The sequence below is a fragment of the Psychrobacter fulvigenes genome (genome assembly GCF_904846155.1).
Classification (GTDB): domain Bacteria; phylum Pseudomonadota; class Gammaproteobacteria; order Pseudomonadales; family Moraxellaceae; genus Psychrobacter; species Psychrobacter fulvigenes.
Map to the genome: position 1 here is coordinate 1,174,772 of NZ_CAJGZP010000001.1, position 16,832 is coordinate 1,191,603.

Genomic DNA, 16,832 nt, shown 5'->3' on the forward strand with positions numbered 1-16,832 from the left:
TCACCTTTATTTTGATAGATAGGGTCAGAGCTTTAAAACTATTAAGCCCAACTCTATAGAGTTTAAAAAATGTGTCTATGATACCGTAAATTGACTGAATTTGTGATATTGCTTAGCAATTATCTCAATATTGATTACCAAAAAACCCACCAAGCGCTGAACTCAGTGGGTTTTTGGAGTAAGTGTTAACGGTTTTAAGCTATTTAGAATGAACCGAATAATGTTCCTAAAGTGATGATGGCTACCACTGCGATTAGCGGAATCACCATCGTCACCATGGCAACGTTTAGATAAGACTGTTTATGAGTCAAACCACAAATCGCCAGTAAGGTGATGACCGCACCACTGTGGGGCAGGGTATCAAGACCACCTGCTGCCATAACGGCAACACGGTGCATCAGCTCAGGGTCGATACCAGCGGCGACCGCCATTCTCAGATAGTCGTCACCCAACGTCGATAAAGCGATACTCAAACCACCAGACGATGAGCCAGTAATACCAGCGAGCGTGGTCATCGCCACTGCTTCTGAGATGAGTGGATTGTTAGGATTTAGGTTCAAGATGCTATCACGAATGATAAGGAAACCTGCAAGTGAGGCAATCACCGCACCATAACCCACTTCCGATGCCGTGTTAAAGATCGGCAACATAGAATCATAAGTACCACGGTTGATGGTTTTTTGTAAATTGTTCCAGTGACCGATACGCAGCACAATTAAAACGATACAAGCCACAACCAACGAGATGATAATTGACCATAAACCGAGTGAGCCTGCGATATTGAGATCAGGGAACTGAGTTTGCAACGCGCTAAAGTCCATTGACGGAAAGATAAAATAAGTCAGGACAGCGTTTAGGCCAATGACAAGCACCAGTGGAATCATAGCAACGGTAAATGACGTATGATGCGTACTGAGCGTTTCAGATTCTTTTTTGGCTGCACCAACGCCGCCGACATCTTCTTCTTCATGCTGACCATAGCCTTCGCCCGCTGCGTTGGCTTTTTTGGCCCGTGACTGTAGCCATAACCAACCGCCGATAAACATAATCGTACCACCGATGATACCCAAGATAGGCGCGGCAAAAACGTTGGTATTATAGTAAGGAATAGGAATGGCATTTTGAATGGCTGGCGTGCCTGGTAATGCTGTCATGGTAAAGGTGAATGAGCCTAGAGCAATCGCTGCTGGAATCAAGCGCTTAGGAATATCTGCGGCTTTGAATAGATCTTTGGCGATTGGATAGATGGCAAATGCTACGACAAATAACGATACGCCGCCATAAGTTAGAATAGCACAAACCAAGATAACCGCTAGAATGGCTTTGCTAGCACCGAGTTTTTCGACCACAGTATTGGCAATCGCTGTTGCCGCACCAGAGTCTGCCATCAAACGCCCAAACAGTGCGCCTAATAAGAAAATAGGGAAAAATTTCAGTAAGAATCCACTCAAAGCGCCCATAAATACATCGGTATAGGCGGGGATACTGCTTAAAAAGTCACCTGAAAGGAACACAGCTAAGGTCGCCATAATCGGTGCTAAAATCAGCACTGAATAACCGCGATAGGCAAAGAACATCAATAGTAATAAAGTAATGACAATAGCAAATGTGCTAAACATAAGCGCCCTCCTTGGCAAAATTAAGTCAGCGAGTATGCAGTGTCAGTCAATAGTGATCAATAGATAAATGAATACAGAGTTGTTAAGTTTTTTATTAAATCTACCTCTGTATTATTATTTCTGACAGCTAATTGATAAATAGCCTGTTGCGCTACTGTACTGATTCTCGCTGTCCGTGTCTTAATGTTATCCTCTAGTCGCTACGAGAATAATGTGCTAAGTTAGCACAGGTTTCCCATTTATGGAATATCAATACAAAACTTATTGTTATTAAGATGATGATTACATATCATAGTTGATATGGACAAGCTCTCAAGAGAGCAGTAACTATCTACAACAGGCACCTACAAACCACCCGTTTGAATAACAAATATGAGACTTGCAAGGAGATAAGCATGAGTCAATCAAAAGTATATAGCAGTGCCGAAGAGGCGCTAAAAGGTATTGTTAGTGATGGGCAAACGCTCGCTATTGGCGGTTTTGGTCTGTGCGGCATACCTGAAGCATTAATCGAAGCATTACGCGATAGTGGGGTCAAGGGCTTGACCTGTATCAGTAATAACGCCGGCGTTGATGACTTTGGTTTGGGTCTTCTATTACAAACCCGTCAAATCAAAAAAATGATCTCGTCTTATGTGGGTGAAAACAAAGAGTTTGAGCGTCAATACTTGGCAGGTGAGTTAGAAGTTGAGCTAACCCCGCAGGGTACTTTAGCTGAGAAGCTACGTTCGGGCGGCGCGGGTATCCCTGCGTTTTATACCGCAACTGGCGTTGGTACACTGGTGGCTGAAGGCAAAGAGACACGTGACTTTGATGGTCGTACTTATGTGCTTGAGCATTCATTGCGCGCTGATGTGACGTTAATCAAAGCGCAAAAAGCGGACAAAGCAGGCAACCTGATGTTTAATAAGACCGCGCGTAACTTCAATCCAGATTGCGCCATGGCTGGGAAAGTAACCATCGTCGAAGTAGAAGAAATCGTAGAGACGGGTACATTTGATCCTGACGAAGTGCATCTGCCAGGTATATTTGTCCAGCGCATTGTCTTAAATAGTAGCCCTGAAAAGCGTATCGAAAAGACCACGACCAAAGCAGCTGAAGGCGCTTAAATAAAGGGTTTATCACGATAATTATCGAACGTTTAGATAAATGATAATAAAGTATTGTAAACATAAAATATCGTAAAAAATAAGGAAGTTACCATGGCATGGACAAGAGAGCAGATGGCACAGCGTGCCGCAAAAGAGTTGCAAGATGGCTATTATGTAAACTTAGGCATTGGACTGCCAACCCTAGTAGCCAACTATATTCCTGAAGATGTGGATGTTTGGTTACAGTCTGAAAATGGTCTGTTAGGTATTGGCGAGTTTCCTACCGCAGAAAACGTCGATGCTGATTTGATTAATGCGGGCAAGCAAACCGTAACAGCAGAGCTAGGCGCCAGTTATTTTAGTAGTTCAGAATCATTTGCGATGATTCGTGGCGGCCATGTCAATCTGGCTATATTGGGTGCGATGGAAGTCTCAGAGCATGGCGACTTGGCTAACTGGATGATTCCCAAGAAAATGGTCAAGGGCATGGGCGGCGCGATGGATCTGGTCGCAGGCGTACAGCGCGTGATTGTACTCATGGAGCAGGTCAATAAACATGGGGATCCAAAAATCCTTGCCATTGTGAGCTGCCACTCACGGGTAAAGGGGTCGTCGATCGTATTATTACTGAGCTGGGTGTATTAGATGTCACTGACAATGGCTTAAAGCTGGTTGAGTTGGCGGATGGTGTCAGTTTTGAAGAGCTACAAGAAAAAACGCCAGTCAGCATTGTTCAGTAAGCAGCTGTCACCCAATGTCATATAGTCATCTTATAAAGCTACCAAATTAAGGAATATAAAATATGGCGACCGAATTACAACAGGATTTAACAGGCAAAGTAGCATTGGTCACAGGCTCTGCCAGTGGCATCGGACTTGATATCGCTGAGACTTACGCAAAAGCAGGAGCAGCAGTTGGCATCGCTGATATCAATCTTGAAGCGGCACAAAAAGCCGTGGACACTATCAAAGCTGCTGGCGGTCAGGCGCTTGCTATCGAGATGGATGTCACCTCAGAGGATGCTGTAAACGACGGCGTACAACAGCTGGTCGATACCTTTGGCGGCATTGATATTTTGGTTTCAAATGCGGGTATTCAAATCATCAACCCGATTGACAAGATGGCGTTTGCTGACTGGAAAAAAATGCTTGCCATTCACTTAGACGGCGCGTTTTTGACTACCAAAGCGGCGGTCAAGCACATGTATAAAGATGGCAAAGGCGGTACAGTCATCTATATGGGCTCAGTGCATTCGCATGAAGCTTCATTATATAAATCGCCTTATGTCACTGCTAAGCATGGCTTACTTGGACTATGCCGAGTATTGGCAAAAGAGGGCGCTGAGCACAATGTACGCTCGCATGTCGTGTGTCCAGGGTTTGTAAAAACACCACTGGTCGAAAAACAAATCCCTGAGCAAGCCAAAGAAAAAGGCATCAGCGAGGAGGAAGTGGTTAACGATATTATGCTAGTCAATACTGTGGATAAAGAGTTCACCACCATCGACGATATTGCTCAATTGGCATTGTTTTTGGCAGCGTTCCCAACCAACGTATTTACAGGGCAGTCTATCGTTGCCAGTCATGGTTGGTTTATGAACTAATGGCCTTCGTAGCTATATGGTCGGGAAACTCTAAGATCAATACAAGGCGACCACGCGCAGATGGTGAAAACAGTACATCTGGTGAGGTTAGCACTGTAGCGATTTAGAGTTTCTTTGGCTACAGCGCTGATTTGACAGTCATTACTTGCTAATAAAAGCCCAATCCATTAGCATCTGCTTTTATATTGACTTGAGCCAATGATATTGGCTCTTTTTTATTAGCGCTTGTTGCACCGTTTTGGGTCGCACGGAGTAAAAAATGAACCATGAAGCCCTAGCATTGTCATTGAGCATGGCTGCTGAACAGCAGCAGTTTGAACAAGCCATCAATCAAGTTGAAGACCTGCGACCTATTGATGTTGCTGATGTGTTAGCGCTTATTGAATCTACGCTTGCTCGGCAGTTGTTGGAGCGGCTACCCAATCGCTCGACGATATTTTCTTATTTAGAGCCTGATATTCAGGTCGCGATGGCGCATGAGTTTCCGCGAGCAAGTCTGGCGAGGATAGTGGGTGAGATGCCTGCTGATGAACGCACTGACTTATATAAGCATCTCAATCAAGAACAACGTGATGCCCTTTTGCCAGCCCTGGCACAGGCCAAACGTGAGGATATTCGCAGGCTGTCTGCCTATGAGGAGCGCACCGCTGGCGCCTTGATGACATCTGACTATGCGACTTTGGATCCTCAGATGACGGTCGCCGAAGCATTAGATGCATTACGATTAGAAGCCCCCGATGCAGAAACCATTTATCATGCTTATGTCATCGATGATGAGCGTAAATTATTGGGCGTGGTATCGTTAAGGGTGCTTATTTTAGCATCACCAGAGCAGATAATATCTGACATCATGGTGAGCTCTATCGTCTCTTCTGATGTTAATGATGATCAAGAGGACGTCGCCAAAACCGTGGCACGCTACGACTTAATCGCCTTACCGATTACTGATGCGAATGGTGCGTTGGTCGGTATTGTCACTCACGATGATGCTATGGACGTGGCTAGTGATGAGGCGACCGATGACTTTCATAAGTCAGGTGGTGTCTCGACCATGGTAGGTCGTCTAAAAGACGTCAGTATCAGAGTGCTGTATCGTAAGCGTGTGTTTTGGCTGGTATTTTTAGTATTTGGCAACCTGCTCTCTGGGCTTAGCATTGCAAGCTTTGAGGACGTAATTGCTGCCAACTTAGTACTAGTGTTCTTCTTACCATTGTTGGTCGATAGTGGTGGTAACGCGGGCTCTCAGTCTGCCACCTTGATGGTACGCGCCTTGGCGACAGGGGATGTGGTGATGCGCGACTGGTTCTCGCTACTGGGTCGAGAAGCGTTGGTTGCACTCATGCTTGGTGCTACGATGGCGGTTGCTGTCTCCATTATTGGTTATGTGCGCGGTGATGCTATTGTATCACTGGTCTTAGCGCTTAGTATGATATCGATAGTGATGATCGGTAGTGTGATCGGTATGAGCCTGCCGTTTATATTAAGTAAAATGGGTCTTGACCCTGCTACTGCCAGTGCGCCTTTGATTACCTCGATAAGCGATGCCTCGGGCGTACTTATATATCTGTTCATTGCTTCAAAGTTATTGGGCATAGGCTGAGATAAACAAAGAAATAGTAGTCGTTGAGTATATGCTGTAATTCAGTGTAGAGACAGTGTCCAAAGCTTAAGCCTATTGGCGTTGTGGTTTTTTTATACTTGCAATTCAGCTACACTGCCACGATAAAAGGTTTGGCCAAACAGCTTACTGGCTATGTTAAAAAAATAGCTGCTACGATATCGATGGAGCTGTTTTTAGCATATCCACCCACTTGTATAGGTAGTAAAGGTAGCTATGTTTAATTTTATAAAAAAAATAACGTCCGAAAAACCCGAAAGTCCGCAGCAGCAAGCAGAGCGCGATAGTGCCGTGGATAAGGTGCTGCTCGGCTATGAAGTAGATGGGATCAGTATTGCTACCATGGTGATGGGTCTTGAGCGCGAAGGTGGTCAGCTTACCTTAGATCTGCGCTTGCCACAAGACAGTAGCCCTGAGACCATTCAGCAAGAGCTTGGGCAACTGCTGCAACCACATGGTATTAACACTATCCATATGAATGTGCGTCTGCCAGCTGCCGCTAAGGGCGCAGGATCAAGCTTACCGAAGCAAATGCCAAAGACGACGGATGCAATGGCTCAGCAAGCTAAGTCTAGCGCACAGCCCGATACAAATAGCGAACCACCGATTACCAAAGCTGCGCCAACCCAAGCATCACTGACGCCGCATCCCCGTATTCGTCATATTATCGTAGTCGCCTCTGGCAAAGGCGGTGTCGGCAAATCAACCACTACTGTCAATATCGCCTTGGCGTTACAAAAGCTGGGCAACCGTGTAGGGGTGCTTGATGCTGATATCTATGGTCCTAGTATGCCGACTATGCTTGGTGTCGCTGAGGTCAAGCCGCAGCTAGAAAATGATCAGTTTGTCCCAGTCGATGCGCATGGCATGGCGATGCTGTCTATTGGCAGCTTGCTAGATGGCGACAACACGCCTGTGGCATGGCGCGGACCAAAAGCCACTGGTGCGCTGATGCAGCTGTATAATCAAACCAACTGGCCGCAGCTAGATTATTTAGTGATTGATATGCCGCCAGGTACGGGTGATATACAGCTAACGCTAGCGCAGCGTATTCCAGTGACTGGTGCGGTGATTGTGACGACGCCGCAGCATATTGCACTACTTGATGCGCAAAAAGGCGTTGAGATGTTTAACAAAACCAATATCCCAGTACTTGGGGTGGTTGAAAACATGGCACTGCATACCTGTAGTAATTGTAACCATACCGAAGCCATCTTTGGCGCAGGGGGTGGCGAGTTTATCGCTGAGCAATATCAGGTACCACTATTAGGGCAGTTGCCCCTTGCTAGCGGTATCCGTGCACAAGTGGATAAAGGCGTACCAAGCGTACTCGCTGATGATGAGTTTGCGCCGTACTATCTCAGTATTGCGAAGAACATCGAAGCCAATATTAATAAATTCGCGAAGCCTGCCGATGGTAAACGGATTTTTTAAAAGGAATTACTATGGGTACGGTTGACAGTTTTAAGCAATGCAGCTTGCCCATCGTTGATCAACTTGTTCAAAACGGTCAACCTATCTTTGGTGTATTTGCTAAAGTTAAGCGCATCAACTATCTTGACTACCATAGCCATCTTATTTCGCAAAAGGTGTTGCCAAACTGGCGCAAAGATTTAAAAGCCAATCAATTCTGTTTTATCCAAATTATTCAGCCGCCTTATCGAGTCTGTTTGGCACTTGCGACGATCAAGCTTGCGACCAGTGCTTTCGTCTATCTTTATAATGATGAGACCGATCAGCTAGAAGTTTGTGAAGCGCTACAACCTTTGACTCGCCAAACGCATTTGCAGGGTGATTGCTATCAAGGTCAGATGGTATTTACCCATGCCAAACTGACCGTCAATTTAGATTTTACGCCTTCTCAGATTAACGTTGCAATAGATAGCCAAAACCTTGCACTCCAGGCAACGTTGGCGCGGCAATCGCAGCCACTCGCTATCTGTACACCGACTGGCAGACGAGGCTGGACGTTTACCCAAAAAGAGCCATTGACTGCCTTATCTGGGCATTTACTTATCAAAGGGGATTCAGTATTTACTACAGACTCACAAGGAGTTCAAACAGACTTTACTGAGACCACTATCGCCAATTTAGATTGGACGCTTGGTTATATGCGCCACAAGACCAATTGGTTTTGGACGTGTATTAATAGTTATCTGCCAGATGGTCGTCATTTTGCATTGAACTTATCAATGGGCGTCAATGAAACAGGTGCCAGTGAAAATGCGTGCTGGCTTGATGGGCAGATAGCTTATCTACCGCCTGTAATGTTTATACGTAAAGATTTGGACGCAGTAGCGCAGAATACTTGGCGTGTGTATCATCAAAACTTAGGCTGGAGCAATGTAGATATTGACTTAACCTTCACGCCTATCACCGTTTATAAAAAGACTGATAACTTCGGCATGGTTGCCAGTATCTTTGAGCAGTGGATTGGTATTTATAACGGTGAAATACGGCTAGGAGATGAGATCATTAAACTTGATACTGTGATGGGGTTGGCAGAAGATCATTTTGCCAAATGGTGATTTATTAGAGCCAATCAGTGATTCTCATAAGTATTGCTTTTAAAGTAGCCACTGCTCTATAAATTAAGCCTTCAATTACGTATAATCGTCGCTATTAAATATTTGCTAAGGAATAACAATGTCTATCAAATCCGATCGCTGGATCCGTAAAATGGCCGAAGAGCATGGCATGATTGAGCCCTATGAGCCAGGTCAAGTGCGCTTCAATGATGCTGGCGAGCGTTTGGTGAGCTACGGCACTTCAAGTTATGGTTATGATGTGCGCTGTGCCCCTGAGTTCAAAGTATTTACCAACGTACATTCAGTGGTCGTTGACCCAAAGAACTTCGATGAAAAAAGCTTTATCGATATCGTTGGTGACGAATGTATCATTCCACCAAATTCATTTGCATTGGCACGCACCATGGAGTATTTCCGTATTCCACGTGATGTATTGACCATTTGCCTTGGTAAATCTACGTATGCACGCTGCGGTATCATCGTCAACGTGACGCCACTTGAGCCTGAATGGGAAGGGCATGTCACTTTAGAGTTTAGTAATACCACCAATCTGCCAGCACGTATCTATGCTGGAGAAGGGGTTGCGCAAATGCTGTTTTTCCAAAGTGATGCCGATGACGTCTGCGAGATAAGCTATAAAGATCGCGGCGGTAAGTATCAAGGTCAGCGCGGAGTGACATTACCAAGAACCTAGATCTAAAACCTAAAGCTAGACAAGAACTACTTTTGAAGGTTTAGTAGAAAAATTACAAATAAAAAAGCTGGGCGTATCAAGTACGCCCAGCTTTTTTTTGCATCAGATTTGATTATTTTAAAACTTTTAAACCTGCTCTGTTTTCGCGTTTGGGCTTAGGAGCGGTTGCCTTAGGAGAGGCAGACGGTGAAGCTTGCGATTCCTCTTCAGGTTGATAGTTCTCATACTCTTTTGGATCAAAGAACATACCTTGCGAGTTCTCTTTGGCATAAATGCCCATTACCGCAGTCAATGGCACCCAAATATCTTGTGAGACGCCGCCAAAGCGCGCACTAAAATGAATATAATCGTTTTCCATGCTCATATTGCCTGTGGCGCGGCTGGCAATATAGAGCACGATACGGCCATCTTGTACATGTTCTGTAGGCACCTGCACATTCTCTGCTGTTGCATCAACCATTAGATAGGGGGTGAGCGCATTGTCTTCTATCCATTGATAAATGGCACGCACCATATAGGGACGGGTTGGGGTGATCGATGTGGTTTCGCTCATCTTATGGTTTCCTATACTAAGACAAATGTAGTAAGTTATTTTTGTGAGTTTATAGTTTATTGGTCATTAAATATATCAAGTTAGCGAATACTGGCCTGAAAGCTAGGACGCTCAAACAATCGGGTTTGATACTCAAACAGCGGGCGACTAATAGCACGCGGCAAAGTAATCTGCATTTCTTCTAGTCGCCATAATAGTGGTGCGAGCAACACATCACACCAACCAAAATCATCTGCCATAAAATAGGGCTTATGAGCAAATAGAGGTGACAGGGTAATCAATGAATCCGAGAGCTTTTTTTTGGCGATAGCTGCTTGGGCTTTATTAAAGCTGTCTGGATGCATGAGCAGGCGTTTGCCAAGTACCAACCAATCGTGTTGAATACGCCATGCCAACTGCCGAAACTGTGCGCGTTCTTGCGGTGTATCAGGCAGCAGCTTATTGGCATGATAGCGTTCTTCAAGATATTCAAAGATAACGTTTATCTCGTAGAGCGCAATCTCACGCTGTTGTAATACAGGCAAGGTATGATAAGGATTCAGTTCAGTCAAATCTTCAGGGCGCTCAGAGTGCAAACGAGATAGATAATAATCCAGCTTTTTTTCTTCAAGTAATAGGCGCACTACATGACTGTCGTAGCCGTCATCAGCGTATAGAATCAGCTGACTACTTGGAATGTCATTTGCATCAATCATGAAAGCCTAATATTAAGAGTTAAGGTTGTCATCGTAAACAATGTCGCTTAGTTTATCAAGGTGCTAAGCGTAATCTGTCTATAGTACAAGCCATAAAGCATAAAAAAGCCATACCTGTGATTAATGCCAGTCAGTTAAGGCTGACTGGTATTTTTTTTGGGATATTTTTGTGGTTTACCCTTAACCACCCTCGGGCAAGATCGCTTTCTGCGTTCAGGAATGACAAACAATTTTCCTTCCTCTAAAACTGCATCTAACAACTTAGGGAAGAGTCCTGCAGCCTGTAAAGGCGCAAACCGTAAAAGATCAGCAATCGTAATAGACACCATATGAAAGCTAATTCGTAGAGGGCTAACCTTAGCTCTAACTGCCATATATCGCATCAAACGTCTTATCAGATTATAAGCAATCATAAGCCCCCAGAACTCTTGTAACACAAGCTGTGGCAGCTTACTTCTTAACAACAGCCCCTGCTGTAGATCAGACTTAATTTCCCTAAAAGCCATCTCGATCTCCCAGCGCTGCAAGTACAGCTGTGCCACTTTATCCTTAGTAAAGCGTTTATCATCTATTAAAGAGGTGATGTATCGTCTTATCTTACCCTCATAACGACACTCAATTAATCGAGCTTGCCAAGTATCGGGTAGGTTTGGATTTTTCTTTTGAGCTTGGGGAGAAACCGGCATTTGTATCAAGTAGTCCCCTTCACTAAAGGTTTCAATCACAGTGTAACGCAGATTATCTTTAGCCCGCATGAGCCAGTGACTGTTTGGATGGGTTTGTTGCCAACTAATCAGTAGGTCTGCTGAGAAATAGGCTCTATCAAAGAGCGTAATGCTGTTGTCTTGAATATTTAGCTGACGGGCTAATGTGATCTCTCCTTGACCCATATCTCCAAGGGTTGTGTCAATGATCTCATGCGTGTCAGTATTGATCAGGCATACCGAACGCATTTGGGGATAGGGCGCCTCTTTAGTTCTGCCTTTGCTTGAACTAAAGTACTGAAGGTTCTCATCAGTATAGGGTAGTGAGTATACGACACCGTCTACAGCTTGGACGCTAAGTCCCATAAAGTCTTGCTGCTGGGCTCGTGATTCTGTTTGGTAGTGAGCACTTAGTTGATGAAATAGCTGCTTTAGAGGCTCATGCCCGAGGCGTTGTCTTGCTTGTACCACTGCACTGGGTACGCAGGCCTGTGAGTCTATATTAAGCCGCATCTGCTCTGTGATATACCAAATTGAACGGTTTCGATATAAAGCTGTGCCGATGACTATCCAAACAACGTGTTCGGCAGGTAGCTTACGCCTTCTAATGCTCGCCTTGCCGGTATACTCTAAAGCTTGCTGTATCCACTCAGGATCTATTAATTCACTAAATTGTTCTAGGGTGTCTGGAATCCTTTTATGCGTCTCATTAATAGCGTCTTGTAGTCTCATAGTAAAATAGCCCATCTACTTATTAGATGGGCTATTTTATTACTTTTATTGAGTTTTTGCCTTAACTGACTGGCATTACTACCGAAGCAGTGCCTTTTTATACAGTACAGTATCTAAAGTTTGTCTACTTAATGTCTTTCCAAAACTCTTTATTCAGTAGATAAACAGGGATAAGCAGTACTAGTAAAAACAGAATCACAAAAAAACCAATAACTTTACGATCATGGCGGACAGGCTCACCCATCCACGCCATATAGTTTACTAAGTCACCAACTTCGCTTTCGAACTCTTCTTGACTCAAGCTTTTTTGCATATTATGCAATACATGCGGCATGGCTGCGTTTTCGAGCACGAGGTTATTAGCGCCCCAAGGACGACTTGGATCTTCATAAAACGATAACAGATAGGTATAAACCCAATCATCACCGCGAAGTCTATTTACCATCGTTAGATCTGGAGGTGCAGCGCCAAACCACGACGCTTGAATCTCAGGGTCTATCTCAGGGTTAATAAAATCACCGATTTGATCCGTCGTCACCATCAAGTATTTTTCGACCAGCTCAGGTGGTATCTCTAAGTCTTTTGCGATACGAGAGTGACGAACAAACTCGGCTGAGTGACAGCCAGCACAGTAGTTCATAAACAGCTTCGCACCGTTTTGTAGTGAGCCCTTATTGGTAAAATCAATAGGGGCAGAGCTACAAGCCAAATGCTCTACGACGCCGTCAGCGTTGGTGAATGTCCCGCATCCACCGCCGCCTGCTGCCATTGCTGTACCGGCAGTTAAGGTCAATGCCGCGCCTAAGCCCAAACCTGTTAAGGATTTTGTTAGCGTGTTCATTAGTGACCTCCGGTAACGCGTTCTGGTGGCTGTTTACACTTCTCAATAGCAGTGTAAAACGGCATCAATAAGAAGAACAAGAAATATAGAATGGTGAATACACGTGACATAATTGTCGCGGTTGGCGTCGCAGGTGTCGCACCTAAGTAACCAAGTACTACAAAGCTGATGGCAAATATGGTCAACGCAATCTTAGATAAGATACCTTTATAACGTATAGAGCGTACTGGCGATCTATCAAGCCATGGTATCAAGAATAACACAGCAATCGCGCCACCCATGGCAATTACACCACCAAGCTTATCAGGAACCGCACGTAAGATGGCATAGAAAGGTGTGTAATACCATACTGGTGCAATATGTTCAGGTGTTTTCAGTGAGTTTGCTTTTTCAAAGTTTGGTGGCTCTAAGAAGAAACCGCCGCCTTCTGGGAAGAAGAATACCACTGCAAAGAAGCAGATAAAGAATACTACGATACCAACCATGTCATGCACAGTGTAGTACGGATGGAATTCGATACCGTCTAGTGGTACACCATTTTTGTCTTTTAGCTTTTTGATATCGATACCATCAGGGTTGTTTGAACCCACATGATGCAGCGCCACAATATGCATGAAGACTAAGCCCACAAGTACTAAGGGAATAGCAACGACGTGTAGAGCGAAGAAACGGTTTAACGTGATACCTGAGATGATATAGTCACCACGTACCCATTCAGCAAGACCGTCACCAATCACTGGCAGCGCTGCAGGTAGGTTCAAAATAACCTGTGCACCCCAGAATGACATGTTGCCCCAAGGGAGTAGGTATCCAAAGAAACCTTCTGCCATTAGCGCTAAGTAAATACCCATGCCGATAAGCCAGATAAGCTCACGTGGTTTTTGATATGAACCATAAAGCAGCGCTCTAAACATATGCAGATATACGACGACGAAGAACGCAGATGCGCCTGTCGAGTGCATATAACGGATGAGCCAACCACCTTTAACGTCACGCATGATGTATTCAACAGACGCAAATGCCCCTTCGGCACTTGGGTTGTACATCATCGTTAGCCAGATACCGGTCACCAACTGGTTTACCAATACGATCATTGATAGTACGCCAAAGAAGTACCAAAAGTTAAAGTTCTTTGGTGCATAGTACTTTGACATATGGTATTCATAGGTTTCAGTCGCTGGAAAGCGTGCATCTACCCAATGCATTAACTTTTTACCCATACTCATATTAAGCTTCTCCAACCGTCAAGATGGTACCATCCAAGCTGTAGTCTGGGATGGGTAAATTAAGTGGAGCTGGAACCCCCTTATAAACGCGTCCCGCCAAGTCATATTTAGATCCGTGGCACGCGCAGAAAAATCCACCATACCAATCATTACCACCTAAGTCAGCAGCGCCAACATCGGGACGAAATCCGGGTGCACAGCCTAAGTGTGTACACACGCCTTCAACAACCAACAGACCTGGTTCCAAAGAACGGGTTTGGTTTTTTGTATATTCTGGTTGTAGTGATTCGTTAGAGTCAGGATCTAATAAAAGTGACTGCACAGGATCTAATGTGGCCAACATATCTTCAGTGCGTTTGACTATATAAATAGGCTTACCGCGATACTTGATGACGATCATCTGACCTTCTTCGACAGAACCAATATCTTGGGTAACTGCAGCACCTGCAGCTTCTGCTTTTGCGCTTGGAGCCCAAGAGCGGACAAAAGGTGTCGCCACAGCAGCTACTCCAACTGCGCCAATCGCGGCAGTCGAAGCTATTAGAACTCTACGACGTTGTACATTAACGCCTTCGGCATGGCTCATTAATACTTCCTCCAGGTGAATGAAATGGGATTATCCCACACTGGGTTTGTGACTTAGAAATCTGCAATATCAATATACAAGCCACGTTAGCTGTGCCTAATCTTGCTAATTGTTGCTATTCTAAGCTATTTTGGTCATAAAATAAATTGATGTGTTAAAAATAAAACCGCTCTAATAACTCAGACTTGACTGTGAGACCTTATAAAATGGGTCAAAGTCGGTCAGATATCAGAGGCAGATTTTAATAATTACCTTAGAATTGATAAGGGTATTTAACAATAGGGGAATGATACTTGAAATTAAGGAAATGTTCACTAACTTTCCTTAAGATTGCGTCACTCTCTCTATTTATTACCATTGTAGCGTTAACTTAAGCAATGATAAATGTCTTAATCACTCTCTAGGGCTTCCCAGCGCTCAAGTTTGCTCATCATCTCATCTTCTAAAGCCAACAAGCGCTCACTAGCAGCAGTCGCCGCCTCAATATCTGTCGTGAACCATGAACCGTCTGCCAGTTTGTCTTGTAGCTGTTGTTGCTCAGTCTCAAGGGCAGCGATTTCTTTGGGCAGACTATCAAGTTCGCGTTGCTCATTGAAGTTGAGCTTTTTGACTGCCTTATTTGGTTTGGCTGTTGTTTGTGATGGTTTCGTAGTCGCCTTGCTGTTTACCGCTGAGCGGTTAGCAGACCTAGCGGCGTTTGCAGCTTGCTCACGGTTTTTTTGTACCAGATACTCTTGGTAGCCGCCGACATATTCTTTCACAATTCCGTTGCCATCCTCATCTTGGTCAAATACCCAAGTCGAGGTGACCACGTTGTCCATAAATGAGCGATCATGGCTAATCAATAGAATCGTACCGTTAAACTTACTGACCGATTCTTCTAGCAGCTCAAGGGTTGCCATATCTAAATCGTTGGTTGGCTCATCGAGCACCAAGATGTTGGCAGGCTTTAACAGCTGTTTTGCCAAAAGTACACGGTTACGTTCACCGCCAGATAATGCCTTGACGGGAGTACGCGCGCGCTCGGGGGCAAATAAGAAATCTTGCAAGTAGCTCATGATATGAGTCTTGCGACCACCTACTTCTACAAAATCTGAGCCTTCAGAGACGTTTTGAGCGACGGTGGCTTCAAGATCTAACTGATCTCGCAGCTGATCAAAGAAGGCGATTTCTAAGTTGGTGCCCAAGGTGACGCTACCTGACTTGGTTACTTCATCATCAGACAAATCAAGCAAGGCTTTGATAAGGGTGGTTTTACCAGCACCATTAGGGCCAATAATACCGATCTTATCACCGCGCATGATAGAGGTGCTAAAGTTATCGACCAACACATTACCATCGTATTCAAGATGTAGGTTTTTGACTTTACAGACCAGCTTGCCGCTTTTCTCGCCTTCACCCATGGTGATATTGACATTACCGACTTGCTCACGGCGGGCGCGGCGCTCTTCACGTAATGCTTTTAGATCACGTACGCGGCCTTCATTACGGGTACGACGGGCTTTAATACCTTGACGAATCCAGACTTCTTCTTGCGCCAGTTTTTTATCGAAGTTGGCGTTGTTTTTCTCTTCTGCCAAGAGCTGTTGTTCTTTTAGCTCTTGATAACGCGCGTACCCTTTTGCACCTTGGGTGACGTCGTAGCTTGAGAGTTTGCCACGGTCTAGCTCTACGATACGAGTCGAAAGCTTGTCAACGAACGCTCTATCATGGGTGACGAATAATAGCGTCAAACCCTGCCAATCCAATAAGAAACGCTCTAACCACTCAATACTATCGACGTCTAAATGGTTGGTTGGCTCATCAAGAAGGAGTACATCAGGCTTGGTCACCAAAGCGCGTGCAAGTAATACGCGGCGCTTACGACCACCAGAAAGTGAGGAGAGGTCGTCTTCAGGGTCCAGTCCCATGGTGGTGATAAGGCGGGTAGCTTCACGCTCCAAATCCCAACCATGTACAGCGTCGATATCGTGTTGCAAGCTTGCCATACGCTCGCAGGCATCCATATCACCATCTGCGCATAAATCAGTCTGTTGGTTATAGCTGATGAGTAAATCTGCGGTGCGGCGACTGCCACCCATGACGATGTCTAATATACGTCCACTGGTTTCGGGTACGTCCTGCTCGAGCATTGCCACGCTTGTGCTACCGTTGATAATGACCTCGCCACTATCAGGCTGTAGTGAGCCGTTAATCAGTTTGAATAAAGTAGATTTGCCTTCGCCATTGCGGCCAATTAAGCACACGTGCTCACCAGCATCGAGGGAAAAATCAATGCCATCGAGGATAGGGGCGACGCCAAAGGCGAGATGGATGTTCTTTAAATGTATCAGTGCCATAGA

General features: G+C 44.9%; 14 protein-coding genes and 1 pseudogene. 7 read left to right on the forward strand and 8 right to left on the reverse strand.

Annotated elements, in window-relative coordinates; genetic code table 11:
- Positions 1-203 precede the first annotated feature (203 nt).
- Complete coding sequence (locus JMX03_RS05245; RefSeq protein WP_201595007.1) at positions 204-1,619, reverse strand: GntP family permease; 1,416 nt, start codon at positions 1,617-1,619, stop codon at positions 204-206.
- 395 nt (positions 1,620-2,014) lie between these two features.
- On the opposite strand from JMX03_RS05245, the gene JMX03_RS05250 reads away from it, so the two are divergent.
- From JMX03_RS05250 to dcd, 7 genes and pseudogenes are all read left to right on the forward strand, one after another.
- A complete protein-coding gene (locus tag JMX03_RS05250; protein ID WP_201595009.1) occupies positions 2,015-2,728 on the forward strand; it encodes a CoA transferase subunit A in 714 nt (237 codons plus the stop codon).
- A gap of 93 nt (positions 2,729-2,821) precedes the next feature.
- Positions 2,822-3,450, forward strand: a pseudogene (locus JMX03_RS05255) (CoA transferase subunit B).
- 62 nt (positions 3,451-3,512) lie between these two features.
- Positions 3,513-4,313, forward strand: coding sequence for a 3-hydroxybutyrate dehydrogenase (locus tag JMX03_RS05260; RefSeq protein WP_201575109.1), 801 nt, complete (start codon positions 3,513-3,515; stop codon positions 4,311-4,313).
- Between the two features lie 259 nt (positions 4,314-4,572).
- Positions 4,573-5,913 carry a magnesium transporter gene (gene mgtE, locus JMX03_RS05265; protein WP_201575108.1) on the forward strand — a complete coding sequence of 447 codons (1,341 nt, stop codon included), beginning with the start codon at positions 4,573-4,575 and terminating at the stop codon, positions 5,911-5,913.
- A gap of 234 nt (positions 5,914-6,147) precedes the next feature.
- Positions 6,148-7,365 (forward strand): iron-sulfur cluster carrier protein ApbC, encoded by a 1,218-nt coding sequence (gene apbC, locus JMX03_RS05270; protein WP_201595011.1) that lies wholly within the window; start codon positions 6,148-6,150, stop codon positions 7,363-7,365.
- Positions 7,366-7,376: 11 nt separating this feature from the next.
- A complete protein-coding gene (locus tag JMX03_RS05275; protein ID WP_201595013.1) occupies positions 7,377-8,459 on the forward strand; it encodes a DUF2804 domain-containing protein in 1,083 nt (360 codons plus the stop codon).
- Between the two features lie 118 nt (positions 8,460-8,577).
- Positions 8,578-9,153: a dCTP deaminase gene (gene dcd / locus JMX03_RS05280; protein WP_201575105.1), complete on the forward strand. Its 576-nt coding sequence runs from the start codon at positions 8,578-8,580 to the stop codon at positions 9,151-9,153.
- A gap of 112 nt (positions 9,154-9,265) precedes the next feature.
- Here dcd and JMX03_RS05285 read toward each other — a convergent pair whose 3' ends face one another.
- The 7 genes from JMX03_RS05285 to JMX03_RS05315 form a co-directional block, all read right to left on the reverse strand.
- On the reverse strand, positions 9,266-9,706 hold the full coding sequence (locus JMX03_RS05285; RefSeq protein WP_201595015.1) for a ClpXP protease specificity-enhancing factor: 441 nt from the start codon (positions 9,704-9,706) through the stop codon (positions 9,266-9,268).
- A gap of 80 nt (positions 9,707-9,786) precedes the next feature.
- Entirely contained in the window at positions 9,787-10,401 is a 615-nt protein-coding gene (locus tag JMX03_RS05290) for a glutathione S-transferase N-terminal domain-containing protein (protein ID WP_201595017.1), read from the reverse strand.
- A gap of 134 nt (positions 10,402-10,535) precedes the next feature.
- Positions 10,536-11,852 carry an IS4 family transposase gene (locus JMX03_RS05295; protein ID WP_265090451.1) on the reverse strand — a complete coding sequence of 439 codons (1,317 nt, stop codon included), beginning with the start codon at positions 11,850-11,852 and terminating at the stop codon, positions 10,536-10,538.
- A 109-nt stretch (positions 11,853-11,961) separates the two neighbouring features.
- On the reverse strand, positions 11,962-12,678 hold the full coding sequence (locus tag JMX03_RS05300) for a cytochrome c1 (protein WP_201575102.1): 717 nt from the start codon (positions 12,676-12,678) through the stop codon (positions 11,962-11,964).
- Positions 12,678-13,883, reverse strand: a complete 1,206-nt coding sequence (locus JMX03_RS05305; protein WP_201597818.1) for a cytochrome b — start codon at positions 13,881-13,883, stop codon at positions 12,678-12,680. Before JMX03_RS05305 ends, JMX03_RS05300 begins: the two co-directional genes overlap by 1 nt.
- Before the next feature lie 22 nt (positions 13,884-13,905).
- Positions 13,906-14,490 (reverse strand): ubiquinol-cytochrome c reductase iron-sulfur subunit, encoded by a 585-nt coding sequence (gene petA, locus JMX03_RS05310; RefSeq protein ID WP_201595019.1) that lies wholly within the window; start codon positions 14,488-14,490, stop codon positions 13,906-13,908.
- 389 nt (positions 14,491-14,879) lie between these two features.
- Positions 14,880-16,829, reverse strand: a complete 1,950-nt coding sequence (locus tag JMX03_RS05315; protein WP_201595021.1) for an ATP-binding cassette domain-containing protein — start codon at positions 16,827-16,829, stop codon at positions 14,880-14,882.
- Between the last annotated feature and the right edge of the window lie 3 nt (positions 16,830-16,832).